The organism is Streptomyces sp. DSM 40868, assembly GCF_011820545.1.
Taxonomy (GTDB): Bacteria; Actinomycetota; Actinomycetes; order Streptomycetales; family Streptomycetaceae; genus Streptomyces; species Streptomyces eurythermus.
Genome location: NZ_CP050504.1, coordinates 7878121 through 7903428 on the forward strand (window position 1 = coordinate 7878121; position 25308 = coordinate 7903428).

At 74.4% G+C, this 25308-nt stretch carries 22 protein-coding genes; 9 read left to right on the plus strand and 13 right to left on the minus strand.

Annotated features, from left to right (window positions below):
* Positions 1-35: 35 nt before the first annotated feature.
* Positions 36-752: a DUF4232 domain-containing protein gene (locus HB370_RS35580; protein ID WP_030780069.1), complete on the minus strand. Its 717-nt coding sequence runs from the start codon at positions 750-752 to the stop codon at positions 36-38.
* 155 nt (positions 753-907) lie between these two features.
* On the minus strand, positions 908-2296 hold the full coding sequence (locus HB370_RS35585; RefSeq protein ID WP_030780067.1) for a serine/threonine-protein kinase: 1389 nt from the start codon (positions 2294-2296) through the stop codon (positions 908-910).
* 45 nt (positions 2297-2341) lie between these two features.
* Here HB370_RS35585 and HB370_RS35590 point away from each other — a divergent pair, with 45 nt between their 5' ends.
* Positions 2342-2893 (plus strand): RNA polymerase sigma factor, encoded by a 552-nt coding sequence (locus HB370_RS35590; protein ID WP_030780064.1) that lies wholly within the window; start codon positions 2342-2344, stop codon positions 2891-2893.
* Positions 2894-2901: 8 nt separating this feature from the next.
* Here the strand turns inward: HB370_RS35590 and HB370_RS35595 are convergent, their stop codons facing one another.
* A complete protein-coding gene (locus tag HB370_RS35595) occupies positions 2902-5301 on the minus strand; it encodes a SpoIIE family protein phosphatase (RefSeq protein ID WP_030780061.1) in 2400 nt (799 codons plus the stop codon).
* A gap of 347 nt (positions 5302-5648) precedes the next feature.
* Here HB370_RS35595 and HB370_RS35600 point away from each other — a divergent pair, with 347 nt between their 5' ends.
* From HB370_RS35600 to HB370_RS35615, 4 genes are all read left to right on the plus strand, one after another.
* A complete protein-coding gene (locus HB370_RS35600; protein ID WP_030780058.1) occupies positions 5649-8747 on the plus strand; it encodes a glycoside hydrolase family 2 TIM barrel-domain containing protein in 3099 nt (1032 codons plus the stop codon).
* Positions 8748-8837: 90 nt separating this feature from the next.
* Positions 8838-9077, plus strand: coding sequence for a hypothetical protein (locus HB370_RS35605; protein ID WP_030607465.1), 240 nt, complete (start codon positions 8838-8840; stop codon positions 9075-9077).
* A gap of 3 nt (positions 9078-9080) precedes the next feature.
* Positions 9081-9458 (plus strand): hypothetical protein, encoded by a 378-nt coding sequence (locus HB370_RS35610; protein WP_030607468.1) that lies wholly within the window; start codon positions 9081-9083, stop codon positions 9456-9458.
* A 508-nt stretch (positions 9459-9966) separates the two neighbouring features.
* Positions 9967-10401, plus strand: a complete 435-nt coding sequence (locus HB370_RS35615; RefSeq protein WP_030780044.1) for a protease inhibitor — start codon at positions 9967-9969, stop codon at positions 10399-10401.
* A gap of 197 nt (positions 10402-10598) precedes the next feature.
* Here the strand turns inward: HB370_RS35615 and HB370_RS35620 are convergent, their stop codons facing one another.
* The 4 genes from HB370_RS35620 to HB370_RS35635 all read right to left on the minus strand — a co-directional run bounded on the left by HB370_RS35620 (position 10599) and on the right by HB370_RS35635 (position 12997).
* On the minus strand, positions 10599-10769 hold the full coding sequence (locus HB370_RS35620; RefSeq protein WP_078637469.1) for a CDGSH iron-sulfur domain-containing protein: 171 nt from the start codon (positions 10767-10769) through the stop codon (positions 10599-10601).
* Positions 10770-10821: 52 nt separating this feature from the next.
* Positions 10822-11475, minus strand: a complete 654-nt coding sequence (locus tag HB370_RS35625) for a HemK2/MTQ2 family protein methyltransferase (protein ID WP_280117774.1) — start codon at positions 11473-11475, stop codon at positions 10822-10824.
* A gap of 21 nt (positions 11476-11496) precedes the next feature.
* On the minus strand, positions 11497-12534 hold the full coding sequence (locus HB370_RS35630; protein ID WP_030780038.1) for an iron-containing redox enzyme family protein: 1038 nt from the start codon (positions 12532-12534) through the stop codon (positions 11497-11499).
* A 289-nt stretch (positions 12535-12823) separates the two neighbouring features.
* The gene (locus HB370_RS35635; protein ID WP_167345730.1) at positions 12824-12997 is read right to left on the minus strand and encodes a hypothetical protein; all 174 of its coding nucleotides are present in this window, start codon (positions 12995-12997) and stop codon (positions 12824-12826) included.
* A gap of 234 nt (positions 12998-13231) precedes the next feature.
* Between HB370_RS35635 and HB370_RS35640 the strand changes: the two genes are divergently transcribed.
* From HB370_RS35640 to HB370_RS35650, 3 genes are read left to right on the plus strand one after another with little or no spacing between them, the layout of a single operon-like run.
* Positions 13232-14083 carry an SDR family NAD(P)-dependent oxidoreductase gene (locus HB370_RS35640; RefSeq protein WP_030780035.1) on the plus strand — a complete coding sequence of 284 codons (852 nt, stop codon included), beginning with the start codon at positions 13232-13234 and terminating at the stop codon, positions 14081-14083.
* Positions 14084-14089: 6 nt separating this feature from the next.
* Positions 14090-15016 (plus strand): DMT family transporter, encoded by a 927-nt coding sequence (locus tag HB370_RS35645; RefSeq protein ID WP_030780033.1) that lies wholly within the window; start codon positions 14090-14092, stop codon positions 15014-15016.
* 8 nt (positions 15017-15024) lie between these two features.
* Positions 15025-15810: a polysaccharide deacetylase family protein gene (locus HB370_RS35650; protein WP_051815538.1), complete on the plus strand. Its 786-nt coding sequence runs from the start codon at positions 15025-15027 to the stop codon at positions 15808-15810.
* Between the two features lie 122 nt (positions 15811-15932).
* Here the strand turns inward: HB370_RS35650 and HB370_RS35655 are convergent, their stop codons facing one another.
* The gene (locus HB370_RS35655) at positions 15933-16979 is read right to left on the minus strand and encodes a galactosyldiacylglycerol synthase (RefSeq protein WP_051815559.1); all 1047 of its coding nucleotides are present in this window, start codon (positions 16977-16979) and stop codon (positions 15933-15935) included.
* A gap of 257 nt (positions 16980-17236) precedes the next feature.
* Between HB370_RS35655 and HB370_RS35660 the strand changes: the two genes are divergently transcribed.
* Positions 17237-18058: a ribonuclease BN gene (locus HB370_RS35660; RefSeq protein WP_051815537.1), complete on the plus strand. Its 822-nt coding sequence runs from the start codon at positions 17237-17239 to the stop codon at positions 18056-18058.
* Between the two features lie 33 nt (positions 18059-18091).
* Here HB370_RS35660 and HB370_RS35665 read toward each other — a convergent pair whose 3' ends face one another.
* The 5 genes from HB370_RS35665 to HB370_RS35685 all read right to left on the minus strand — a co-directional run bounded on the left by HB370_RS35665 (position 18092) and on the right by HB370_RS35685 (position 25179).
* Entirely contained in the window at positions 18092-20908 is a 2817-nt protein-coding gene (locus tag HB370_RS35665) for an NHLP bacteriocin export ABC transporter permease/ATPase subunit (protein WP_030780021.1), read from the minus strand.
* 1 nt (position 20909) lies between these two features.
* Positions 20910-23129: an NHLP family bacteriocin export ABC transporter peptidase/permease/ATPase subunit gene (locus HB370_RS35670; protein WP_030780010.1), complete on the minus strand. Its 2220-nt coding sequence runs from the start codon at positions 23127-23129 to the stop codon at positions 20910-20912.
* The gene (locus HB370_RS35675) at positions 23126-23932 is read right to left on the minus strand and encodes an HlyD family efflux transporter periplasmic adaptor subunit (protein ID WP_030780006.1); all 807 of its coding nucleotides are present in this window, start codon (positions 23930-23932) and stop codon (positions 23126-23128) included. The genes HB370_RS35670 and HB370_RS35675 overlap by 4 nt, the downstream gene beginning before the upstream one ends.
* A 126-nt stretch (positions 23933-24058) precedes the next feature.
* On the minus strand, positions 24059-24277 hold the full coding sequence (locus HB370_RS35680; protein WP_030607508.1) for a hypothetical protein: 219 nt from the start codon (positions 24275-24277) through the stop codon (positions 24059-24061).
* A 488-nt stretch (positions 24278-24765) separates the two neighbouring features.
* The gene (locus HB370_RS35685; protein WP_030780003.1) at positions 24766-25179 is read right to left on the minus strand and encodes a PaaI family thioesterase; all 414 of its coding nucleotides are present in this window, start codon (positions 25177-25179) and stop codon (positions 24766-24768) included.
* Positions 25180-25308 lie beyond the last annotated feature (129 nt).

Consider the following 25308-nt stretch of genomic DNA (forward strand, 5'->3'; position numbering starts at 1 on the left):
GCCGGGGTGTGGTCAAGGGCTTGGCCGGGGTGCGGTCAGGGGCCGGTGCCCGGGCTCAGCACCGTCAGCCGGACGGACGAGGCGGTGCCGGAGACCGGGACCGGGCCGCCCGGCCAGGCCGCCCGCAGCGGGTCCCGTTCGTCCGGCGGGGTCACCAGCAGCGCGGCCGGTGCGGCCGACCGCGCCCCGCTGACCTCCGGGTTGGAGAAGGTCAGCCCCGCCCAGGCGCTCTGCCCCGGCCGGACCGTGACGGTGACCGGCGTGCCCGGTGTCCGCCGGGGGTCGGCGCCGAGCTGACCGCCGGAGGCGTTGACGAAGGCCGCGCCCGGATAGCCGCGCAGGGTGCAGGTGCGGCCGGAGGTGTTGGTGAGTACCACCGGGAAGTTCTCCTGGCCGGCACCCGGGTCGTTGCGGCCGACCGAGGCCCGCAACTCGGAGGTGTGGCAGCGGGAGCCGCCCGCGGGCGTCGCGGGCGCGGCCGTCGTGCCGCCCGAAGGTGCCGTCGTCCCCGGCGGGGCCGGTGAGGCGGTGCGGGCGGGGGCGGAGGAGACGGGGGCGGAGGAGGCGGCCGGGGCGGACGCCGAGGGGCTCGGGGTCTCCCGCGCGGGGGCGGCCGTACCGGCGGAACTGGCCGGCGGGCCGCTGTGGACGTCCTCGCCGCTGCCGTTGCCGCAGCCGGCCAGCAGGCCCAGCGCGGCGGCCGTGCTCACGAGCAGGGCCCCGCGCCGCGCGGGACGGGGGGTGTGCACCATGTCGCTCAATACTCCTGAAGGGTCGTGGCACGCGACCGGGGTGCGTGCCTGGGGCGCCGGGTGCGCCGTTTCTCCCCGTCCGATGCGCGGACCGCCGGAAAAAGTTCGGGGCACGCGGGTTCTTTTTCCCCGATTCGCCCCTCGGCAGGCGCCGTTCAGGCCACCCGCAGCGAACGCAGTACGCCGTCGGTCGCGTCGCCGTCACCCCGTTGGCGTACCTGCACATAGACCTGCGGCCGGCCGGTACCGCCCGCCGGGGCCAGCGCGGACTCGGTGACCGATCCGCCGTCCGGGCAGCCGCTCCAGGAGCGGACCAGCCCGTGCCAGCGGGAGTCGGTGAAGCCGCGGGCGCCCCGGTAGCGGCAGCCGGGGTGGGTGAGCGCCTCTACCCCGGCGGTGACGCCGCCACGCGGGCTGACGCCGACGAACGCCCCGTCCACGGGCGCCGTCAGGTCGGGCCAGCGGGACAGGTCGTCGGCCACCACCAGGCCCGGCTCGCGCCCGGCCGCCAGCCCGAGCACCCGCGGGTCCCAGCCGGAGCCGCGCAGCTCACGGCCCCAGCCGGCGGGCACCGTGAGCGTCACCCGCCCGCCGGCGTCCGTGATCCGCACCCGTTCCGGCCCGCCGTCCCGGTGCGCCGCCACGGTGACCGTGACCGCGGCGGCGCCGGCGGCGAGGACCGCGGCGAGGGCCAGGGTCAGCGGGCCGAGCCGGGCGCGCAGCCGGTCCAGCCGGCGGGCGGGCGGCGCCGGGGGCCGCGCGGCCAGCCGGTCCAGCTCCCGCGCGAACGCCAGGGCGCCCGGCCAGCGCCGCGCCCGGTCCGGCTCCAGTGCCCGCAGCAGCGCCCGTTCCACGTCCTCGCCCAGCTCCGGCCGCAGCCGCCGGGGCGGCACCACCTTCCCCGGCGGGCCCGGCACGGTCCCGGTGAGCAGCTCGTAGCCGACCGCGCCCAGGCTGTAGACGTCCGCCCGCGCGTCGATGCCCGTCCCCGGTTCGGCCTGCTCCGGCGGCCGGTACCCCGCCGAACCCGCCGCCAGCGTCAGCACCGAGGCCTGCGCGAGGCTCTTGGCCAGGCCCAGGTCGGCCAGCAGCACCCGCCGGGAGCCGTCCCGGGCGGTGTGCAGCAGCACATTGGCCGGTTTGATGTCACGGTGCACGATGCCCGCCTCGTGCAGCTCGGCGGCCCCGCGCGCGGCCTCGGCGGTCAGCGCGAGCGCCTCCGGCACCGGCAGCGCACCGCCCGCCGACAACTCGGCGAGGCTCCCGCCACCGGCGTACTCCATCACGAAGTACGGTCTGCCGTCCGGCAGTTCACCGATGTCGTAGACCTGCACCAACCGGCTGGAACCGGCCCGGCGCAGCAACCTCGCCTCGGCCAGGAAGCGTTCGCGGACATCGAGCCGGTGCGCCCAGTTCTCCGCCAGGACCTTCACCGCCACCGGCGCCTGGAGCTCGGGGTCGTGGGCCAGCCACACCAGGGCGAACGCGCCGCTGCCCAGCGGCCGTTCGAGACGGTACCGGCCGATCCGCTCCGGGGGCTGCATACGGCTATCATGCCTGGCCCGGGACCGACGTGAAGGGGGCCGGCCGTGCCGGAGGGGGCATCGACCGAGGAACTGGCCCGGCGCGCCGCCGCCGGTGACGGCACGGCACTGGAGCTGCTGCTGACCGAGATCCGGCCCGAGACCGTGCGCCGCTGCGGGCGCTTCCTGCCCTGCCGGGAGGACGCCGAGGAGGCCGCCCAGGACGTGCTGCTCCAAGTGGCCCGGCACATCACCGGGTTCGAGGGCCGCAGCCGCTTCGGCACCTGGCTGTACACCGTCGTCGCCAACTGCTGCCGGCAGAAGTACCGCGAGCTGAAACGGCGGGCCGCCGAACAGCCCGCCGTCATCGAGCCCGCCCATGCCGTCGACCCGCGCACCACCAGCGTCATCGCCGGCTCGCGGGTGGATCTGCTGGAGGCCCTGGACCGGCTGGAGCGGGAACACCCGCAGCTGGTCGCGCCGCTGGTATACCGGGACATCTGCCAGCTCGACTACGCCGAGGCGGCCGAACGCGCCGGCATCCCGCTCGGCACCCTCAAGTCCCGCCTGCACGAGGCCCGCAAACGGGTACGGCCCTGGCTGACGGCCTCGGCCTGACCCGGCGGCTACCGGTCCTGCTCGAACAGCGGCAGCTCGGCCCAGATCGTCTTGCCCTCCGCCGTGTGCCGGCTGCCCCAGCGCTGGGTGAGCTGGGCGACCAGCAGCAGGCCCCGGCCGCCCTCGTCGAACACCTTGGCCCGGCGCAGATGCGGGGCGGTGTGGCTGGCGTCGAAGACCTCGCAGGTCAGCGTGTTCGCGTCGTGGATGAGCCGGAGCCGGATGGGATGGGAGCCGTACCGGATGGCGTTGGTGACCAGCTCGCTGACCACCAGCTCGGTCGTGAACGTCGCCTCGCTCAGCGACCAGTCGGACAGCTGCTCCACGACCTGCTTGCGGATCGGCGCGACCAGCGCCGGGTCGGCGGGGATGTCCCAGGTCGCCACCTGCGAGGCGGGCAGGCCCCGGGTCCGGGCGAGCAGCAGGGCCACGTCGTCGGGTGCGCCGCCGTAGGGGAGCAGGGTGTGCAGGACACGGTCGCAGGTCTCGTCCAGGGAGCCGGCGTACGCCCCGAGCGCCGTGTGGAGCATCTCCCGGCTGGTCTCCGGGTCCCGCTCCCGGGACCACACCAGCCCGTCCGTGTACAGCGCGAGGACCGTGCCCTCGGGCAGCTCCACCTCGGCGGACTCGAACGGCAGCCCGCCCAGGCCCAGCGGGGGACCGGCGGGCAGGTCCAGCGCGCGGGGTGCGCCGCCCGGCTCCAGCACCACGGGCGGCGGGTGCCCGGCGCGGGCCAGGGCGCAGCGCCGGGACACCGGGTCGTAGACGGCGTACAGGCAGGTGGCGCCGAGCTCCCCGGGGCTGCCCGCCTCGCCGGCGCTCGCCGTCCCGGACTCGTCCGAGAGCCGCAGGACCAGGTCGTCCAGGTGGGTCAGCAGCTCGTCCGGGGCCAGGTCGATGTCCGCCAGGGTGCGCACGGCGGTGCGCAGCCGGCCCATGGTGGCCGACGCCCGGATGCCGTGCCCGACCACGTCCCCGACGACCATCGCGACCCGCATCCCGGACAGCGGGATCACATCGAACCAGTCCCCGCCCACCCCGGCGCGCGCGGCCGGCAGATACCGGGAGCAGGCCTCCAGCGCGGCCGTGTGCGGCAGCGAGCGGGGCAGCAGACTGCGCTGGAGCGCGAGCGCCGTCTCCCGCTCGCGCGAGTAGCGGCGGGCGTTGTCGATGCAGACGGCGGCCCGCGCGGTGATCTCCTCGGCCAGCAGCACGTCGTCCGGGGTGAACGCCTCCGGACGCCGGTGCCGGCACAGCACCGCGACCCCCAGGGTCAGTCCGCGCGCCTGGATCGGCACCGACAGCGTGCGGTGGACGCCGGACTCCCGCGCCGGCGTGCCGTCCGCGCCGTGCCGGGCCGGTACCCCGTCCACGGCGCCGGGGGCCGGCGGGACGGCGACGGTACGGCCCGTGGTCAGCGCTTCCGCCTGCGGGGAGGCCTCCGGGTACTGCTCCGTCTGCCCGGGGCCGGTCTCCGTCTCCGGTACGCCGGGCAGCACCGACCGCTGGGCGATCCGGCGCAGCCGCACCGGCGTGGTGATGCGGGCCGGGGCCTCGGCGCAGCCCTCCTGAGGATCGAGCAGGTCGATGGTGACGAAGTCGGCGAGCGCGGGCACGCACACGTCCGCCAGCTCCTGGGCGGTACGGGTGACGTCCAGTGTGGTCCCGATGCGCACGCTGGCCTCGTTGACCAGCTGGAGCCGCTGCCGGGCACGGTGGTTGTCGGTGATGTCGTGCGCGGCCATGGACACGCCCCGCACCCGGCCCGCCCGGTCCCGCACCGGCGCCATCCGGGCCAGCCAGGCGTGCGCCCGGTCCTCGCCGCCGGTGCGCAGAAAGGTCTGCACGTCCAGCGGCCGGCCCGAGGTCAGCACCCTGAGCAGGTCCCGTTCCAGTTCCTCGCTCTGTGGTTTGCCGCCGATCTCCGCGATCCGCAGCCCCCGTACCCGCTCCTCGGGCAGCCCGACGACGGCGGCCATCGCCTCGTTCATCCGGCGCAGCCGCAGCCGGTCGTCGTACACGGCGATCGCGCAGGGCGACTGGATCAGGCCCGCCTCGGCGAGCGGGTCGTCGGCGGCGGGCGGTTCGGTGCCGGCGAGCGGGGTGACCACGAGCCAGTCGCCCGGCCCGCCGTCGTGCGGCGGGCGGTGGTGGGCGAGCAGCCACACGCGGACGGTACGGCCGTCGCGGTGGCACAGGCCGAGCGTGCCCTCCCAGCGCGGGCCGGGGGGCGCGGCCGGGGCGGGGGCGCCGTCGGCCAGCAGGTCGGCGGCGGGGCGGCCGATGACGGCGTCCGCCGGGTGGCCGAGCAGGCGGACGGCCCCCTCGTTCCACTCCGTCAGCGTGCCGTCGTCACCGATGACAGCCCGTGCCGTGCCCGCGTCGTCGAACGGATAGACCCGGCTCATCGTCGCCGCTCCCAAGCGCACACACTCTCAGTGAACAGGTGGCACCACTCGTGTTCCAGCGTAGTGCTTGATGTCCCTCGGTGAGCGGCGGCGCCGGGGCCGGTCGGCCGACCGGTCGAACACGGTCAGGGGCCGGTCAGGGGCAAATCCGGACTGTTCAGGGCCGGAGGCAGCCGTGCATGTCCGCACTCTTGACGATCGCGTGGAGCAGACCGTCAGAATCTGTTTGTTCGCGATCAATTGTGAGTAGTTCTGATTCCTGATGTGCCCTGAGTCATGACGGGAGCACTCCCGTCATGACGAGTCCCTGACGAGTCCCTGACGAATCCCGATGGGGGAGAGCCGCTATGACGGTCACGCGCAGGTCGGTCCTGGTCGCAGCCGCGGCAGCACCCGCGGCCGGAACGCTCCCGGCCCTCGCGGCGGCCCCGGCCGCCCTCGCTGCCGAGGCGTCCGGCGCCGGACGCCACACCGTGCCGCTGCGGGACGGCTGGCGGTTCCACCTGGCCGACCCGGTCGGCGCCGCCGACCCGGCCGGCGACCCGGCGCGGACCGCCGGCCCGGACTATGACGACTCGGCCTGGCGCGAGGTCGCCGTACCGCACGACTGGAGCATCGAACAGGCCCCCACCACCGAATACAACACCACCAGCGGCACCGGCTTCCTCCCGGGCGGCCTCGGCTGGTACCGGCTCGCCTTCACCCTCCCGCGCTCGTACGCCGGCCGGCGGATCTCCGTGGAGTTCGACGGCGTCTACATGGACGCACACGTCTACTGCAACGGCACCGAGGCGGGCCGCCACCCCTACGGCTACACCGGCTTCGCCCTCGACCTCACCGACCTCGTGCACACCGACGGCAGCACACCCAACGTGCTCGCGGTCCGGGTGCGCAACCAGCTGCCCAGCAGCCGCTGGTACTCCGGCAGCGGCATCTACCGCGAGGCCCGCCTGGTGATCACCGAGCCGGTGCACGTCGCCCGCTGGGGGACGTACGTCACCACCCCGGAGGTCTCGGCCGGCCGGGCGCTGGTGCGGGTGCACACGACCGCGCGCAACGACTCCGGCGCCGCCGCCGACGTGGAGATCAGGTCCCGGATCACCGACCCCGACGGCCGGACCGTGGCCCGTACGGACAGCACGGTCGCCGTCGCCGCCGCGGGGGAGACCGCCGCGACCCACGAACTGACCGTCCAGGACCCGCTGTTGTGGGACTTCGCGACCCCGGAGCACCGCTACACCCTGCACACCGAGCTGCGCGTGGCCGGCCGCACCACCGACACGTACCGCACCCCCTTCGGTATCCGCACCTTCCGCTTCGACCCCGACGAGGGCTTCTCCCTCAACGGCACCCCCGCCAAGATCAAGGGCGTCGACCTCCACCACGACCAGGGTGCCCTCGGCGCCGCGATCAGCGCCGACGCCGTCCGCAGACAGCTGCGGATCATGAAGTCGATGGGCGTCAACGCCCTGCGCACCTCGCACAACCCGCCCGCGCCGGAGCTGATCCGGCTCTGCGAGGAACTGGGCATCGTGATGCTGGTGGAGGCCTTCGACTGCTGGCGCACCGGCAAGACGCGCTACGACTACGGCCGGTTCTTCGACGAGTGGTGCGAGAAGGACGCCACCGAGATGGTCCTGGCCGCCCGCAACTCACCGGCCGTGCTGCTGTGGTCCATCGGCAACGAGATCCCCGACTCCACCTCCACCGCGGGCCTGGCCATGGCGGACCGGATCATCGGCGCGATCAAGGCCGCCGACGACACCCGGCCGCTCGTCATCGGCTCCGACAAGTACCGGCGGCCGCCCGCCAAGGGCTCGGCGGCCGACCTGATGCTCGCCAAGCTCGACGGCCTCGGCCTCAACTACAACACGGCCAAGTCGGTGGACGCCCTGCACGCCGCCTACCCGCACCTGTTCCTCTTCGAGTCCGAGTCCTCCTCGGAGACCTCCACCCGGGGCACCTACCAGGAGCCGGAACACCTCAACACCGGCGAGAACCACACCCCCGGCAGGCGGGAGGTCTCCTCCTACGACAACAACCTCGCCTCCTGGACGATGAGCGGCGAGTACGGGCACAAGAAGGACCGGGACCGGAAGTGGTTCGCGGGCCAGTTCCTGTGGTCCGGCATCGACTACATCGGCGAACCGACCCCGTACGACGTGTTCCCGGTGAAGGCGTCCTTCTTCGGTGCCGTCGACACGGCCGGCTTCCCCAAGGACATGTACCACCTGTTCCGCAGCCAGTGGACGACCGAGCCGATGGTCCACCTGCTGCCGATGACCTGGAACCACGAGGAGGGCGACACCGTCGAGGTGTGGGCGTACTCCAACGTGCCCACGGTCGAGCTGTTCCTCGACGGAAAGTCCCTCGGCGTACGGGAGTTCGACGTCAAGAAGACCACCGACGGTCGCACCTACCTGGAGACCACCGAGGCCACCGGTGACGACAAGACCTTCACCGACGGCCCCTACCCGGGCAGTTACACCAGCCCCAACGGCAGCGCCGGCAAGCTCCACCTGACCTGGAAGGTGCCGTACCGGCCGGGGGAACTCAGGGCGGTGGCCCGGCGGGACGGCAAGGTCGTCGCCAGTGACGTCCTGCGCACGGCCGGCGCCCCGCACGCCGTACGCCTCACCGCCGACCGCAAGTCCCTCCCCGCCGACGGCCGTTCGCTCGCCTTCGTCACCGCGGAGATCACCGACGCGCACGGGGTCGTCGTGCCCGACGCCGCCCACCTCATCGCCTTCGACGTCTCGGGAGGCTCCCTGGCCGGCGTCGACAACGGCCGCCAGGAGAGCGCCGAGCGCTACCAGGCGAGCACCCGCACCGCCTTCCACGGCAAGGCGCTCGCCATCGTCCGGTCCGGCGCGCGGCCCGGCACCCTCGAGGTCACCGCCCGGGTGGCCGGCCTGCGCCCGGGCACCGTCCGCCTGCACACCACCCCGGCCGGCCACGCCGCGACCACCGCACCCGCCGTGTTCCGCCCCGACCATCCCGCGCCGCCCGCTCACCCCCACGCGGACGCGAGCTACTCCGGCCGCCCGGACACCCCGCCCGCCGCGATGCTGGACGGCGATCCGGCCACCGGCTGGTCCAACGCCTTCGTCAAGCAGGCCACCGCGCTGCTGCCCGCGTTCGACGGGGCCCGGGAGAAGGACTGGGTGTCGGTCGACTTCGGGCGAACCCGCACCTTCGACCGGGTGGCCGTCTCCTTCACGGCCGACGCGGGCCACACCCTGCCCGCGCGGGCCGAGGTCGCGGTGTGGAACGGGCACGCCTACGTCCCGGTGACCGGGGCGAGGACAACGTGGGCCACGGCCTCCGACAGCCCCACGGTCATCACCTTCGACCCGGTCCGCGGCTCCCGGCTGCGCCTGACCCTCACCAGCGCCCGCCCGGGCCGGCCGCAGGGAGCGGTGCGCATCAGCCGACTGGATGTGTGAGGGGGCGGGCGCGGAACCTGCGGTACCGCGACGCATGGCCTCCCACCTGGGCGTATTTACGCGTGAGTACCCGCGCGGTACCGTGAGGTCATGCCAGCTCTCAACGTGGAGTTCAGCGAACGGGAACTAGAGGACCTGCGCCAGATCGCCAAGGAGCGCGGTACGTCGATGAAGGCGCTGGTGCGCGAGGCCGCCGCCGCCGACATCGCCCGGCACCGCGCTCTCCAGGAGGGCGCGGAGGCATTCCGCCGCTTCTTCGCCGGCCACGCCGAGGAGTTCGCGGCGGCCTTCCCCGACGACGAGCGCCCCGGCAGGGGCGAGGCCGCCTGACCGATGCCCTCCGTCATCCACATCGACGTTCCCTGGCTGCTCCAGCGGCACGAGGAGGTCCTGCCCGACCAGCCCGCCGTGGACGACTTCTCGGCGCTGGTCGCGGCCGTCGCCCGGCACCGGGTGGACCCGCCCCGGCTCGGCGTCGACTCCGACGCGGCCTGGCGGGCCGCCGCCCTGCTGCACACCCTCGCCGTGCTCAAGCCGCTGCCCGCGGCCAACGCCCGCTTCGCCTGCGCCACCGCCGTCGCCTACATGTTCGTCAGCGGCGCCGGCATCGACCCGCCCTACGGCGCGCTCGTCGACCTCGCGCGGGACCTCATCTCCGGCAAGACCGACGTCTACGGCGCCGCCGACCGGCTCCGCTCCTGGCAGATCTGACCCCGCCCCGGCCGGTGGAGGAAGCCGCCGGAGCCGCCGGCCGGAGCGGGGCCTCCCGGGGAGGACCGGACCCCAGTCCACCACCGGACCGCGCCCTTGGGGAGCGTGCGCGTCCGGCCGGTGCGTGCGCCCGCTTCACACGGGGCGCCCGGGGACGCCCGGCCCGGCGCCGCGGCCGGACGGAAACCGTCCACGCGGTGATCACTTCATGAACACGGGGAGTCATGAACGGGCTCTGGGCGGGCGGAGCCGGAATGTTTCAGGACGATTAACGAAGCGCTGATTTTCGGCCATCCGGCCCGTCCGAGGACGGGGGAACCGCTCTGTTACGGGGTCCCGCCGTTCGAATTCCGTGACTTCACGCCACTGATTCAACACGAAAGGTTACTGAAACCCATGGGTTCGATGTGAGTTTCCGCGGTGGACTCGGCAGAGTGGCGCACGCCGCTCCGGCACCCGACCGGGCTGGAGCCGGCAACCCGACTGTTCGAGCGGAAGGATGCACACAATGCGGAACACCGCGCGCTGGGCAGCGGCCCTCGGCCTCACCGCCGCCGCCGTTTGCGGACCCCTGACCGGGGCCGCCGTCGCTGCACCGGGCGCCGCCCCGTCGTCGCTCTACGCCCCCTCGGCCCTGGTGCTCACCACCGGCCACGGCAGCGACGCGGCCACGGCCACTCCGGAGCGCGCCGTCACCCTGAGCTGCGCGCCCACGGCCTCCGGCACCCACCCGGCCCCGGCCGAGGCCTGCGCCGAGCTGCGCGGCCTCGATGGCGACCTCGACGCCCTCAAGTCCGCCGACGGCGCGATGTGCACCAAGGAGTACGACCCGGTCGTGGTCACGCTCCAGGGCGTCTGGCAGGGCCGGCGCCTCTCCTACGAGCACACCTTCGACAACGCGTGCATGAGGGATGCCGTGGGCGGCAGCCTCTTCGCGTTCTAGGACCGGGATCGCGCGGAACCCCGTGAACGCCGGATCAGGCCCGCAACTGGGGAGTGCGGCCCCTGGGTCGGGGAACCTGCGATCTCGTAACCGGGGCAGGCGGGCGGAGTGGGGCCGCCCGCCGGCTCCGGGCAACACAGCCGCTCCCCGGCCGGTCCGTGGGGGGCCGTCCGGGGAGCGGCGAAAAACGTACGGTTTCAACGCGGCGGGTCGGCCCTGCGTCGGTGACTCGTGTCGCACCAGGGGTAGCGGCGACTGCGCCGGCAGGTACACAGAGCGACGCGGAACCGGTCCGAGCGGACCGTGGTCCCGTCCTCCAGTCCGACTTCCACGGGCCCTTCCATCAGGAGGGGCCCGCGCCGTTGCATGGTGACCCGCCGGGCGGACGCGGCGTTGGCGCCGCCTTCGCGCGGCGCGCTGTCAGCAGGGTCGTTCGGCACGGATGACCACCAGCTCTTCCTTGTCGTCGGCCGGCCCGAGCAGCCCGCGCCGGCGCAGCCAGTCCTCCCGGGAGCGCAGCACCGGGCCGAAGGGCACCCGGCGGCGCCGGACCACCTCGGCCTTCAGGCCCGCCTCCCGCAGCATGTCCAGGGTGCGGTCGGGGCCGCTCAGCGCCGAGTGCACGAGCAGCAGCAGCCCGCCGGGGCGCAGCAGCGCCGGGGCGTCGCGGCAGATCCGGTCCAGCAGGAGCCGCCCGTCGCCCCCCGCGTCCCAGGCCCGGGCCCGGCCGCGCGGCCCGCGCCCGTCCTCCGGCGCCGGCACATAGGGCGGGTTCGCCAGGATCATGTCGTAGGCGCGGCCCCGGACCGGGGCGAAGAGGTTGCCGCGGCGGATGCGCACCGGCAGCCGGCTCAGCCAGGCGTTCAGCCGGGCCGTCCACACCGCCTGCCGGGACACGTCCACCGCGGTCACCTCGGCGCCCTGCCGGGCCGCCGCCAGCGCCAGGGCGCCGCTCCCGGTGCCCACGTCCAGCACGCGCGCACCCGGTGGCGGGGCCTCCTCGCGTAGGACCTCCGCCAGCATCTCCGTGTCGTCCTGGGGGGCGTACACACCCGGAAGCAGCAAAAGGTTCACGTAACCCGAATGCCCTTCATTTCAGGATGTATGGGAAATCTGTCGCTCCGGCTCCCGTTGTCCCGCCGGCCCCAGAGGGATCCGCAGGCACGACCGGCCCGCCCGCCAGTCGGTCAGCAGCCGCCGGGCCAGCCGGTCCTCCAGATACTCGGTCGCGTCGATCCCGAAGGCGATGTCCGGCGCCAGCTCCGGCTCCTCGTCGAGCAGCCCGCCGATCACCTCGTGCCGGACCACCTGCTCGTGCACCGCGTCGGCCTCCACGTGCTCGTCGTAGAAGAACTCCGCGGCCGGGCCTGCGCCGGTACGGCGCATCGCCTCGGCGAGCCGCCGGGAGGCGGGCGAGGAGGTGATCTCCACCTCGGCGAAGTGGCCCACCAGCGCGCCGCGCAGTTCCCGGTGCAGGCCGAACAGGGACATCAGGTTGACCAGGGCCAGCATCTCGGCCGGGGCCGCGTCCAGATGACGGCCGTAGGCGGTGTCCAGGCCCAGGTCCGTCATCAGGTCGGCGAACAGCCGGGCGTGCACCCGGTCGGCCCGGCCGCCGCCGAACTCGTCGTACTCCACCGCGGCCATCGCCGCCTTCGCCCGGCCCCACAGCCGCGGCAGCACCCAGGCGTGCGGGTCGGCCTCCTTCAGGTGGTACAGCGAGCGCAGCGCCGCGTACTCGCGCAGCTGCCACAGCTCGCCCTCCTTGTGCAGGAAACCGGCGACCCCCGTCCCCTCGGCCGGCTCGACCAGCAGGGCGCCGAGCGCGTCGTCCAGGCTGTCGTGGACCGGGGTGTCGGCCCGCAGCGCGTCCAGAAAACGGCCCTCCAGCGCGGCCCGCACCCGCAGCAGCTCCGGGTCCCACTCGCGCTCCGCCGGCACCCCGGCGAAACCGCGGTAGTGCAGCTCATAGCACACGTACAGGGCGAGCTGGAGGTCGTCGCCGTACGGGTCCGCGGCCCCGGCGTCGGCGGGGCGGGGGAGCGGGCCCGCGCCGCGCAGATTCGCGGTCAGCGCGGCGGACAGGGGGCCTCGGGGGCGGGGGAGCCGGGGTTCTCGCGGGTGGTGATTCATGGAGCCCGGGTACCCGGCCCGCCGTCGATCAACGACACGGCCCGGCATCCGGTCCGCCGGCCGACGGCACGGCACGGCTCGGTACGTGGTTCGCCGGTCAGTGGCATGACACGGCTCACTGAGTGGTTCGCCGGTCGACGGGCAGGGTCACCCGGTCCGTCGGCCGACGGCGCGGTCCGTGTCCCGGCCCGGCGGCCGACCGCGCGGTCCGCGCCTCGGCCCGGCGGCTCACCGCGCGCCGCGCGCCCGGTCCGCCCGTCAGCCTCCCGGGATGCCCCGCCCGGCCGGCTCACTCCCCGTCCGCCTGCTCCTGGGCCCCGGTGTTCGGGGTGATGGCGTCCCCGGCCTGGCCCGAGGCCTTGTCCTCGTCGCGCTTCTCGGCCTGCTCGACCTCCCGGAGCACCTCCTCCAGGGCCGACTCCTGCCGGTCTTCATGGTCGTCGTGGCCGTTCCCGCCCGGCATGACCTCTCCTTTCCGCCGATGGGGTGATCTCCCCTGCGAGTTACCCGGCGAAGCCGTCCCAAGCGTCCGGCAGCCGCGCGCGACGGCCCGTTCCCGGTCCGGGAAGCCTCCGCCCGGGCGGCCGGGACGGTGCTCGCCGTGCGCGGTGTTTCAGGGTGTGGCGCCCTGGATACACCCCGAGGGTTCGGCCCCCACAGTTCGCGAGCCCTTACGCCGTCGCAGTGAGGTCGTCACATGTCCCATGCCCCGTCTCCCGCAGGACCGTCGAACGGCACCCGGCCGGCCCCGGCCCCGGCCCACGAGCAGCGTGCGGCCCCGCCGCCCGGCGGCCGGCCCGGCCGGGGCGGTGCCGCCCTGGTGACGGGCGCCTCCTCGGGCATCGGCGCGGCCGTGGCCCGCCGGCTGGCGGCCCAGGGCGGCTGGCGGCTGGCACTGAACGGCCGCGACGTCACCCGACTGGAGCAGGTCGCCGCCCAGTCCGGCGCGGTCGCGCTGCCCGGGGACCTCTCCCGGCCCGGCGCCGACCGCAGACTCGCCGACCTCGCCCTGGACCACCTCGGCCGGCTCGACCTGCTGGTGGCGGGCGCCGGCGTCGGCTGGGCCGGAGACTTCACCGGAATGCCCGCCGCACGCATCGACGAGGTCGTGGGCGTCGACCTGCTGGCCACCGTCCGCCTGGTGCGCGCCCTGCTGCCCCCCATGGTCGCCGCCGGCTCGGGCCGCGTCGTGCTCATCGGGTCCGTGGCCGGCAGCGTGGGCGTACGCGGGGAGGCCGTCTACTCCGCGGCGAAGGCCGCCCTCGGCACCTTCGCCGACTCCCTGCGCTACGAACTGCGCGGCACCGGGGTCGGCGTCAGCCATGTCGTCCCCGGAGTGGTCGACACCCCCTTCTTCGACCGGCGGGGCAACCCCTACACCCGGTCCTGGCCCCGGCCGGTGCCCGCCGAGCGGGTCGCGGACGCGGTCTGCGCCGCCGTACGGCACGGCAGGGACGAGGTGTACGTCCCCGGCTGGCTACGGCTGCCCGTCCTGGTGCGCGGCGCCGCGCCCGGACTCTACCGGCGGCTCGCCGCCCGCTTCGGGTGAGCGGTCATGATCGCGGTCACGGTGCTGCTCGCCCTGCTCGCGGCCCTGGCCAACGCGTCCGCCTCGGTGCTCCAGCGCCGGGCCGCCGTACAGGAGACGGACCAGGGCGGCCAACCGGGGTCCTCCATCCTGCGCCGGATCCCCCAGCTGCTGCGGCGCCGCAGCTGGCTGGCCGGGACCGGCATGCTGGTGCTGTCCGGACTGCTGCAGGCCGGGGCGCTGGCCACGGGCAGCCTGTCCCTGGTCCAGCCCCTGCTCGCCGCCGAGCTGCTGTTCACCCTGGCCGTCGGCAGCGTGGTCTTCCGGCGCCGCCCCGACGCCCGGACCTGGCTGGCGTTCGTCGCCCTGGCCGGCGGGCTGGCCCTGTTCCTGCTGGCCGCCGCGCCGACCGCCGGGCACGACACCGCACGGCCCGGAGCCTGGCTGCTGGGCGGTGGCGGAGTGCTCGGCGCCGTCACGCTGCTGTGGCTGGCCGCCCGCCCGGTCCGGGGCGCCTGCCGGGCCCTGCTGCTCGGCCTGGCCTCGGCGCTGTGCTTCGCCACCACGGCGGCGCTCATGAAGGAGGCCGTGGGCCGGCTGGCCGACGGTCCCGCTGCGATGCTCGGGCACTGGTCGCCGTACGCCACGGGGGCCGCCGGACTGGTCGCCTTCGTGCTCCTCCAGGGCGCGCTCGCCGCCGGACCGCTGACCGCCTCCCAGCCCGCGCTCACCCTCGGCGACGCGCTCGGCAGCGTCATCCTCGGCTGGGTGCTGTTCGCCGAGACGATCCAGCTGGGCCTGCGCATGCTGCCGGAGGCGGCCGGCGTCGCCCTGATCGGCGCCGGCAGCATCGGCCTCGCCCACGCCCCGTCCGTAGGCGGGGAGTGGGACACCGGCGACGCGGCGGCGCGCCCCGGCTCCACCACCGCTCTTCCCCGCACACCGAGGAGGTAGGTCCACCGATGTTCCCCGAGTCCGGACGCTCCTGGCGGACGGCCGCCGCCCTGCTGCCGGCCGGCGCCGCCGCGGCCCACATCGTCCCGGCGGCGAGCTGGCTGCCGGGACTGCGGCCGCTGCTCTTCCCCGGTCTCGCCGGCACCGGCCACGTCCGGCACATCGCGCTCACCTTCGACGACGGGCCCGATCCGGAGTCGACCCCGCGTTTCCTCGACGTCCTGGACCGGCTCGGGGCGCGGGCCACCTTCTTCGTGGTGGGCGAGCACGCGGTGCGCCATCCCGGACTGGTCCGCGAGACCGTGCGGCGCGGGCACGAGCTGGGGGTGCACGGCTGGCGCCACGACCGGCCCTGGCGGCCCGCTTTCGCCCGCGACGCCGAGGAGGTGGCCCGGACCGTGCGCGTCGTCCACGACCTCACCGGGCGGCGCCCGCGCTGGTACCGCCCGCCGTACGGCATCCTCACCACCGGCCGCTGGCGGGCCGCCCGGCGGGCCGGGCTGCGCACGGTGCTGTGGTCGGCGTGGGGCAGGGACTGGACGGCCGACGCCACACCGGGGTCCGTCCGGGCCCGGGTCGCCGCGGACCTGCGCGGCGGCGGCACCGTGCTGCTGCACGACGCCGACCGGTACTCGGCCCCCGGCTGCTGGCGCGCCACGCTCGGCGCCCTCCCGGTCATCGTGCGGGACTGCCGGGAGGCCGGCCTGACGGTGGGCCCCCTCCACGAACACGGCACGGCCCCGGCCCCGGCCGCACCCCGGCCGGCCGTGCCGGAAGGTGCGCTCCGGGAGTGACCGGGCGAGTGCCGTGGTGCGGTTTCGCGGAGCGTGCGGTCCACACGCGGGGTGCCCGTCGTTCCGGGGTGGGTGGCGGGCCGCCCGGCAGGGTGCCGCAGGCGTGCGCGGCACCGTACGTCTCACAGGTCCCGCAGGCTCTCCAGCGCGTCCCCCCGGAACAGCGCGTGCCCCCGGGCCACCCGGGCGGCGCGTTCCGGGGTGCCCTCCCCGAGGCCGTCCAGGGCCTTCAGGAGCGCGGGGCCGTCGGGGGCGAGGGCGCACAGGCCGAGGTCGGCCATCCGGCGGACGCCCTCCGCGCCGTGGCCGGGCAGCGGGCGGTGGGCGACCACCGGCAGGCCCGCCGCGAGCGCCTGTACGGCCGTCTGGCCGGCCGCGTTGTCCACCAGGGCGTGGCCCGCCGCCAGCAGCCCGGGCATGTCGTCGACCCAGCCCAGGGCCAGCGCGGCCGGCTCCCGGGACAGTTGGGCGTAGAGCCGCTCGTTGCGGCCGCACAGCACCACGGGCAGCCGGCCGGCACCCGCCAGCAGCCGGGCGGTGGCGGCCGGCCGCGACGCCGCGCCCCACGCGCCGGCGGACAGCAGCACCGGGGGCCTGCCGGGCGCCAGCGCGGCGAACCGCTCCCGCCACCGAGCTGCGCCGGGGGCCGGCCCGCGGAAGGCGGGCGCGACCACCGGCCCGGTGGTGACCACAGGCGCGTCGAGGGCCCGGCGCACCTGCGCCGCCGCCGTGTCCGTCAGGCACAGATACCGGTCGTTGCCCGGGTGCAGCCACTGCCGGTGCACCGCGAAGTCCAGCAGGAACACGGCGCTGGGCACCCGCAGCACACCCCGGGCCCGCAGATGCCCGGTGAGCTGTGCGGCCAGATGGAAGACGGACACCACCACGTCGGGGCGCAGCCGGTCCACCAGGTCCGTCAGCCGGTCCCCGGCGAGCCGGGCCAGCGGCACCCCGCCGGGCCGCGGGACGCGCCCCTCGCGCAGGAACGCGCCGTAGATCCCGGCGTACACCCAGGGCAGGTGACGCACCGACGCCTGGTAGCCGCGGCGCAGCCCGGTGCCCAGGCCGTACGGCAGCAGCCGCAGCACGTCGACCACCTCGGCCCGCTCGCCCCGGGCCTCGGCCCGGCGCGCGAGTTCGGCGGCCACGGTGTCGTGACCGGCTCCCATGCTCGCGCTGAGGATCAGGGTCCGCCGCCGGCCGTCCGGCGTCTCGTGGTCGGTGCTCCGCACGGTTTTCCGCACGGATGGACCCTTCTCCGCCGTGGCGGCGCCCAAACCGCCCGCCGGTGGGCCGGGTCACCCGTGCGCACCACCCCGCCGTGCCGGTGTCCGCGCTGCGGCTGCGAGCCGCCCGGCACGTGCCAGGCTGGAGAGATCGGTACGACGGCGGGTCGGCGGCGAGCACGGGAGGAGCCGTGAGGCGGTTGCGGCGCGGCCTGCACCGCGCGTGGCAGTGGCTGCGGGTCCGCGCCCTGTTCGAGCACGGCCGGGAACTGGAGCTGATGCACCGGGCCATGGGGTTCGCCACCCTGGCCCTGGTGACGCTGGCGCCGCTGCTGATCGTGGTCGCCGCGGCCGATCCCCTGGTGCGCGGCGGCTTCGCCTCCTGGCTGACCGACGGCATGGGCCTGTCCGGGCGGTCCGCGCACGCGGTCACCGACGTCATCAGCCCGCCCCGCAAGGTCATCGGCACCACCAGTGCCCTCAGCGGGGTCCTGCTCGCCGTCTTCGGCGTCGCCTTCGGCGGCAGCGTGCAGAACGCCTACGAAAGGATCTGGGGCCTGGCGTCCGGCCCCTGGCACCGGGTGTGGCGGCAGGCGACCTGGCTGGTGGTGCTGACCGCGTACCTCTACCAGGAGGCGGCGACGAAGACGACGCTGCACGGCGGGCAGCGGATCACCCTGTCCACGGTGAGCGGCGCGCTGTTCTTCTGGTGGGGACAGCGCTTCCTGCTGGGCGGCCAGGTCCGCTGGCGGGCGCTGCTGCCGGGCGCGGTGGCCACCGTCATCGGCCTGATCGGCCTGCGCGCCTTCTCCTACCTGGTGTTCACCCCGCTCATCGTCACCAACGCCCTCAGCTACGGCGCCGTCGGCACCGTCCTCGTCGTGGAGTCCTGGCTGATCGGCGTCGGCTTCGTCATCTACGGCGGCGCCCTGTTCGGCCGCTGGTTCACCGAACACCACTGGATGCCCTCCCACCACGAGCCGGAGTGGACGGACGGGACCGAGGAGCGGGACGAGCCCTGACCCCCGTCTCGGACCGCGTCGCCGGATCGGGTCTCAGGCGAGCTGCCGACGGACCAGTTCGTGCAGGCGGCCGCCGGTGTCCGCGAGGAGTTCGGACGGGGGGCCCTGCTGGACGATTCTGCCCTCCTCCATCACGATCACCCGGTCGGCGTCCAGGACGGTCGACAGCCGGTGGGCGATCACGATCCGGGTGGCGTTGAGCTTGCGGGTGCTGTCGATGACGACGCGCTGGGTGTCGTTGTCCAGGGCGCTGGTCGCCTCGTCGAGGAACAGGATCCGCGGACGCCGGATCAGCGCCTGGGCGATCATCAGGCGCTGCCGCTGTCCGCCGGAGATCGCGCCGCCCGACGCGACGATGGTGTGCAGCCCCATCGGCATCCGCTGGATGTCCTCCGCGAGGCCCGCCAGCTCGGCCGCCGCCATCACCTCCTCCGGCGTGTACGGCTCCGCGCCGCAGATGACGTCCATGATCGAGCCGGAGAACGGCTGCGCGTGCTGGAGGACGACCCCGCACTGGCGGCGCACCGCCGACTGGTCCAGCGCCGCCAGGTCCTGGCCGTCGTACAGGACACTGCCGGAGACCGGCCGGTCGAAGCCGATGAGCAGGCGCAGCAGCGTGGACTTGCCGCAGCCGCTCGGGCCGACGACCGCGACGAACTCGCCCGGCCGTACGGCGAAGGACACGTCGTCCAGGACCAGCGGGCCGTCGTCGGCGTACCGGAAGGACAGCCGGCGGGCCTCCAGCGCGCCCGACAGCGGTCCCGGACGGGTGCTCGCCGCCCGCACCTCGGGCCGGGCCTGAAGCACCGGCTTGATCTCCTCGAACAGCGGCAGCGCCGCCACCGACGACACGAACGCGCCGGTCAGCTGGGTGACCGAGGTCAGCAGCATGGTCACCGACGTGTTGAAGGTCAGGAAGTCCGCCGCCGACATCGCGCCCTTGGCCGGGCCCGCCAGCAGCATGAACATCAGCAGCGTGCAGACGGGGAGGTAGACCGCGCCCAGGACCGTGGTCAGGTTCTTGATCCGGCCCACCTTCTGCTGGAGTTCCCGGCCGCGCGCGAACTCGCGGGCCCAGGCCGCGTAGGCGTAGTTCTCGGCCGCCGCCACCCGCAGCTTGGGCAGCCCGCGCAGGGTCTGGAACGCCTGGTTGTTGAGCTTGTTGCCGAGCACCACCAGCCGCCGCTGCCAGCGCACCTGCCACAGCCCGAGCCCCGCGAACACCACCGCGACGACGAGCAGCATCCCGACCGCCGCGAGCGCCATCGGCACGCTGTACCACAGCAGCAGCCCCAGGTTCATCGCGCCGACCGTCACCGACTGGGCGACGACCGGGCCGACACCCGCCAGCAGCCGGCGGATCGCGCTGATGCCCATCGCCGCACTGGCCAGCTCACCGGTCGAACGCCGGGTGAAGAACCGGGTGGGCAGCCGCAGCAGCCTGTCCCACACGGCCGGTTGCAGCGCCGCCTCGATACGGCCCTCCAGGCGCAGGATGGACAGGTTCTCCAGCAGCGTGAACGCCGCCGCGACCACCCCGCTCACCATCACCGCCAGGCACACCCGGACGATCAGGCCCTCCTCGGCCCTCGGCACGTACTCGCCGAGCACCTTGCCGGTCGCGATCGGCACCAGCGCGCCGATGGCCACCGTCACCAGGCCCGCGAGCAGCAGGTTCAGCAGGTCGCCGCGGGTCCCGCGGAGGCTGAACCGCAGCAGCCCGAGCGGGGAGAGCGGCTTGTCGGGCAGCGGCCGGTAGAACATCACCGCGCGCGGCTCGAACTCCCCGGCGTTGTCCTTGCCGACCGGTGTCTCCCGGCCGGTGCCCGGATGCACGGCGACATAGCCGCCGCGCCGCCACAGCAGCGCCACCGGGGCGCCGGACAGCGCCCGGTGGCCGACCAGCGGGCCCGCGTTCTCCCGCCACCAGCGTCCCTCCAGGCGCACCGTGCGGGTGCGCACCCGGGAGGCCAGCGCGACCCGCTCCACCGGATCCAGCCGTTCGCTCGCGGTGCCGCTCTGCGCGGGCTCGGCGAGCACGATCCCGGCCGCCTCGGCGACCAGCTTGCAGGCCGCGTGGGTGGCGTCCGCGTCGGCGGCCGTCGGGTGGCGGGCCGAGCGCTTGCCGATCGCGGCCAGCAGCGTCCGGTCGGCCTGCGCGCGCACCGCCTCACCGGCCTTGATCCCGGCGGCCGTGCGCGTCTCGTGCGCCTGCTCCAGCTGCTCGATCCACCGGTCCAGCGCGGTCAGCAGCCGGTACTGCTGGTCCACCATGCTCTGCCACAGCGCCGGGTCCATCAGCAGATCGGCCGCGGCCTCGGCGCCGTACAGCGAGCCGTACTGCACACTGCCCGGCGGCACCTGCATCCAGAACACGTCGTCGTCGGCGGGCGCGGCGGCGCGTTCGTCCGCCAGCGGCGCCTGGAAGAGGACGGACAGGCCGCGGCCGACGCCGAGCGCGACCGCGTACTCCAGCGGGCTGGAGGCCGGCGGCACGTACTGCGGGGTGCCGTACTCGTCGTAGGACCAGGTCTGCGTGCCGGCCGGCTGGTACAGCTCGCGCAGCCCGACCCGGTGCACCACACAGTCCCGGACCGGGCGGGCCACCAGGGTGTGCCGGGGGCCGGTGACCGGGCCGAGCAGCAGTGTGCCCGCCTCCAGCCGGCCCAGGTGGTGCCAGTGGCCCTGCTCGGCGGCGTCCACCGCGAACAGGTCCAGCGCGCCGGCCGCGACCAGCCACAGCACCTGCGGACCCTCCAGGTCCAGGCGGCCCAGGCCGGCGCAGTCCAGCCGGGTGCCCAGCGAGCCCAGCGCCCCGAGGACGAGGTCGCCTTCCTGCACGGATGTCATCTCACCGCTCCCTGACCAGCGCCGCGTACGCGCCGCCGCGCGCCACCAGCTCCTCGTGCCGCCCGCGTTCCACGACCGTGCCGTGCTCCAGGACGACGATCTCGTCGCTGTCGCGGACCGTGCTCAGCCGGTGCGCGATCACCACACAGGCACAGCCGCGTCGGCGCAGGTTGTCCATCACCACCAGCTCGGTCTCCGCGTCCAGCGCGCTGGTCACCTCGTCCAGCACCAGGATGCTCGGGCGGCGCACCAGCGCCCGCGCGATCTCCAGGCGCTGGCGCTGCCCGCCGGAGAAGTTGCGGCCGTCCTGCTCGACCCGGCTGTGGATGCCGCCGGGCCGGCGCATCACCACGTCGTACAGCGCCGCGTCCTTCAGCGCCTCCACCACGGCCTCGTCGGGAATCGACGGGTCCCACAGGGCCACGTTGTCGCGGACCGAGCCCTCGAACAGGAAGACGTCCTGGTCCACGAAGGAGACGGAGGCGGCGAGCGCGCCGCGCGGGATGTCCTCCAGCCGGCGGCCGTCGATGCGGATCACACCGTCCCACGGCGTGTACAGGCCCGAGATCAGCCGGGAGACCGTGGACTTGCCGCTGCCCGAGCCGCCGACCAGCGCGACCTGCTGCCCGGGGCCGACGGTCAGGTCGAAGCCGGTCAGCAGCGGCTGGTCCAGCGGGCTGTAGCCGAAGGTGATGTTCTCCAGCTCCACATGGCCGTGCAGCCGCCGGGCCGAGTCGCCGCCGGGGCGGGCGTACAGCGGGTCGGTCCGGAAGTTCTCCACGTCCTTCAGCCGGGCCACGTCGGCCGCGAAGTCCTGGATGCGGCCCGCCACGCCGTTGAGCCGGGTCAGCGGCGCGGTGAAGCGGGCGACCAGCGCCTGGAAGGCGACCAGCAGACCGACCGAGATGTGCCCCTCCACCGCGCGCAGCCCGCCGATCCACAGGATGAGCGCGCTGTTGAAGGTGGCGAGGGTCGGCGCGACCACGCCCAGCCAGGCGCTCGGCACACCGAGCCGCTGCTGCTCCTCCAGCGTGGTGGCGTGCTGCCCGGCCCACTTGCGGAAGTAGCCGTCCTCGCCGCCGGTCGCCTTCAGCGTCTCGATCAGCTGAAGGCCGGTGTACGAGGTGTTGGTGAGCCGTGCGGTGTCCGCGCGCAGCTTCGCCGTACGGGTCGCGCGCAGCCGTACGACGAGCCGCATGGCCACCACGTTCAGCAGCGCCACGGCGACGCCGACGAACGTCAGCTGCGGGTCGTAGGTGTACAGCAGCACCGCGTACAGCACGACGACGATCGCGTCCACGCCGGCCGCCGCCAGGTCGCGGGCCAGGGTCTCGGCGACCTGGTCGTTGGACTGCAGCCGCTGCACCAGGTCGGCGGGGGAGCGCTGGGCGAAGAACGTCACCGGCAGCCGCAGCAGATGGCGCAGGAACCGGGCGCTGGAGAGGGTGGAGGAGATGATCCGGCCGTGCAGCAGATTGGCCTGCTGGAGCCAGGTCAGCACCAGCGTGAGCAGCACACAGGCGGCCATCGAGGTGAACAGCACGCCCAGCAGCGAGGTCTGCCCGCCGATGAGGAACGTGTCGATGTAGGTGCGGCTGAGCGCGGGCACGGCCGCGCCGACCGCGACCAGCAGCAGGCTGGCCAGCACCGCCGCCGGGAGGGTGCCGGCGGTGCCGCGCAGCCGGGCCGGCATCGCGCCGAGCACCCCGGAGCGGCGCCCGCCCCGGGTGAAGCCCTCGCCGGGCTCCAGCACCAGCACGACCCCGGTGAAACTGCCGTCGAACTCCTCCATGGGCACGAAACGGCGGCCCTTGGCGGGGTCGTTGACGTACACCCCGCGCCGGCCGAGGCGGCGGCCCATGCCGTCGTAGACGACGTAGTGGTTGAACTCCCAGAAGAGGATGGCCGGGGCCCGCACCTCGGCCAGGGCGGCCAGGTCCATCTGCATGCCCTTGGCGGTCAGGCCGTAACTACGGGCCGCCTTCAGCAGGTTGGAGGCGCGGGAGCCGTCGCGGGAGACACCGCAGGCGATGCGCAGCTCCTCCAGCGGGACGTGCCGGCCGTAGTGGGCGAGGACCATCGCGAGGGAGGCGGCGCCGCACTCGACGGCCTCCATCTGCAACACGGTGGGCGTACGGACCTTGCCGGTACGGGACTTGGGGGCCGGCCGCTTGGCGGGGGCCGCCCGTCTGCGGCCACGGGTTTCCTGGGCGGTGGTCACGGGAGCAGCCAATCGACGGGGTGCTGGTCGGCGAGGTGGACGGAGCCGGTGGCGAGGGTCATGGACTCCAGCCGGAACGGCGGTCCCCCGGCGTTGGACCAGCGGTAACCGCTCTTGGTGGCGGGCGACTTGGCGAGTTCCACCAGGACGGCGACCGGGCGGCCCTTGCGGGTGAACTGCTCGCCGAGCTGGCTGTCGCCGAGGAACGCGGCGATCGTCCGGGCGGACTGCGCGGTGCGGTCCACCGACTTCACCGTGCCGCGCAGCACGCCGTACCGCTGTGCCGGGACCGAGGAGACGGTCAGGTCGACGGAGGCGTGCGCCGGGATGGCGGCGGCGTTCTCGGCGGGCACGTACACGGTCGCGTACAGCGGGTCGGAGGCGTGGGCGACCTTCTCGACGGCGGCGACGTCGGTGCCGGTCTGGATGATCTGCCCGATGGACGCGGCGAGCGTGGTGACACGGCCGGCGGCGACCGTGCGTACCACCGTTTCGCCTTGTTCCGTACGGACCTTGAGCACGGGCGCGTTCGCGGGGAGCCGTTCGCCCTGCCGGGCGAGGACGGCCGTCACCTGTCCGGCCACCGGGCTCTGGAGCAGATAACTGCCCTGCCCGTGGGTGAGGACGGCGGGCGCGCTCACCGTGGAGGCGACCGAGCCGGTCACCGCCCACACGGAGGCCGCGGCCATGACGACGACGGTGACGCCGAGCGCGAGCCAGCCCTGCGGACGGGCCAGCCGCACCGGGAGGTCCAGCTCCTCCGGCGACTGGAGCTTGGCGAGGGCCTGTTGGCGGAACTGCACGGAACTTCCCTCACCTGTGGGTAAGACGCATGAGGTGACGCATGGGGTGACGCGTTCGGTGCCCAACGTCCGAGAGTCCCGGAGCCGAGGGCGGCTCCGGGACTTCGGGTGACACCGGGGGTGCGATCAGAGACCGGCGACCAGGCCGTTGATCGGGGCGGTGTTCAGGCCGGTGACACCCTCGACGGTGCCGACGACCGTGTTGACCAGACCGGTCACGCCGGGGGCGATCTCGTTCACGGTGCCCAGGGTGCTGTTGAGGGTGTTCACGGACAGACCGCCGGAGACGTTGTCCAGCTCGGCGTCCGAGATCTCGACGGTCTCGACCTGGGGGGTGGAGTTCATGATGGAACTTCCCTTCGTATGGATGACTTCACAAGGGGGGAGCGGCCCCCTCTGGGGACAGACGGACGGCCGCGACCGCGGGCGCCGAACCCCCTGTTCCGGGGGCCCGCCGGACCTCTGCGGTGCGATGGATCAAAGCACGCACGCGGGGCGCGCTTCCAATCAACCAGGGCTCCCACCTGGGAATTTGGCTTCCGACGGGGTTCATCCGTGCAGGCGTGCGCACGTCATGTCGGCGACTCCTTCACATGCCGCACGGCATCGTCGCGACGGGTTCCTTGCGGGCCGGAACGCGAATCCGGCACTCCTCGCCAAAGGCGTGCCGCGGGGTGCGCGGTTGTGCAGAAGCCCGGGGGTCGGTGAGGTGCCTGGGTAATGGATGTGCAGATTCCCTGAAGGGGGGATTCCGGTTCACGTCGACAGCCGATCGTTACGGACCGGTAGCTGACGGTAGTCGATCGTGGGCTGTCGGCCGGTGACCGGGGACGTCAGCCCAGAAGGGCGTAGACCGTGCTCGCGCGGGCCGCGAGGGCGCCCGAGGCCGCGTCGGTCAGTGTCACGTCCGCGAAGGCCGTCCGGCGGCCGAGCTTCGTCAGGACCGCCTCGATCAGGACGTCCGCGCCGGTCACCGCCCGCTGGAACGACGTCGACTGCTGCACGGTCGTCATCGGCACGAACCCGCCCCGGGCGGCCGAGACCGCGATGACGGTCGCCGTGTCGGCCGCGGCCATCAGGGCCTGCCCCGACAGCCCGCCGCCCTCCCGGGCCAACCGGTCCGACCAGGGCAGCCGCAGCACGGCCCGGTCCTCGCCCACCGCCTCGACGGCCAGCCCGAGTTCGAGGACCCACGGGGCGAAACGGGCGGAGAGGATCTCGTCCGCCTCGGCGGTGGTCATCGTCATGGGGGCGATTGTTCCCGCCCGCCCGCCGTGGCACACGGAAGCGTGGCCGGTTCACCGCCCCACCACGGGCGTACGGAACCGGAATTGAACACACCGAGCCGCCGCCGCGTACCTACGGCCATCCAGGCG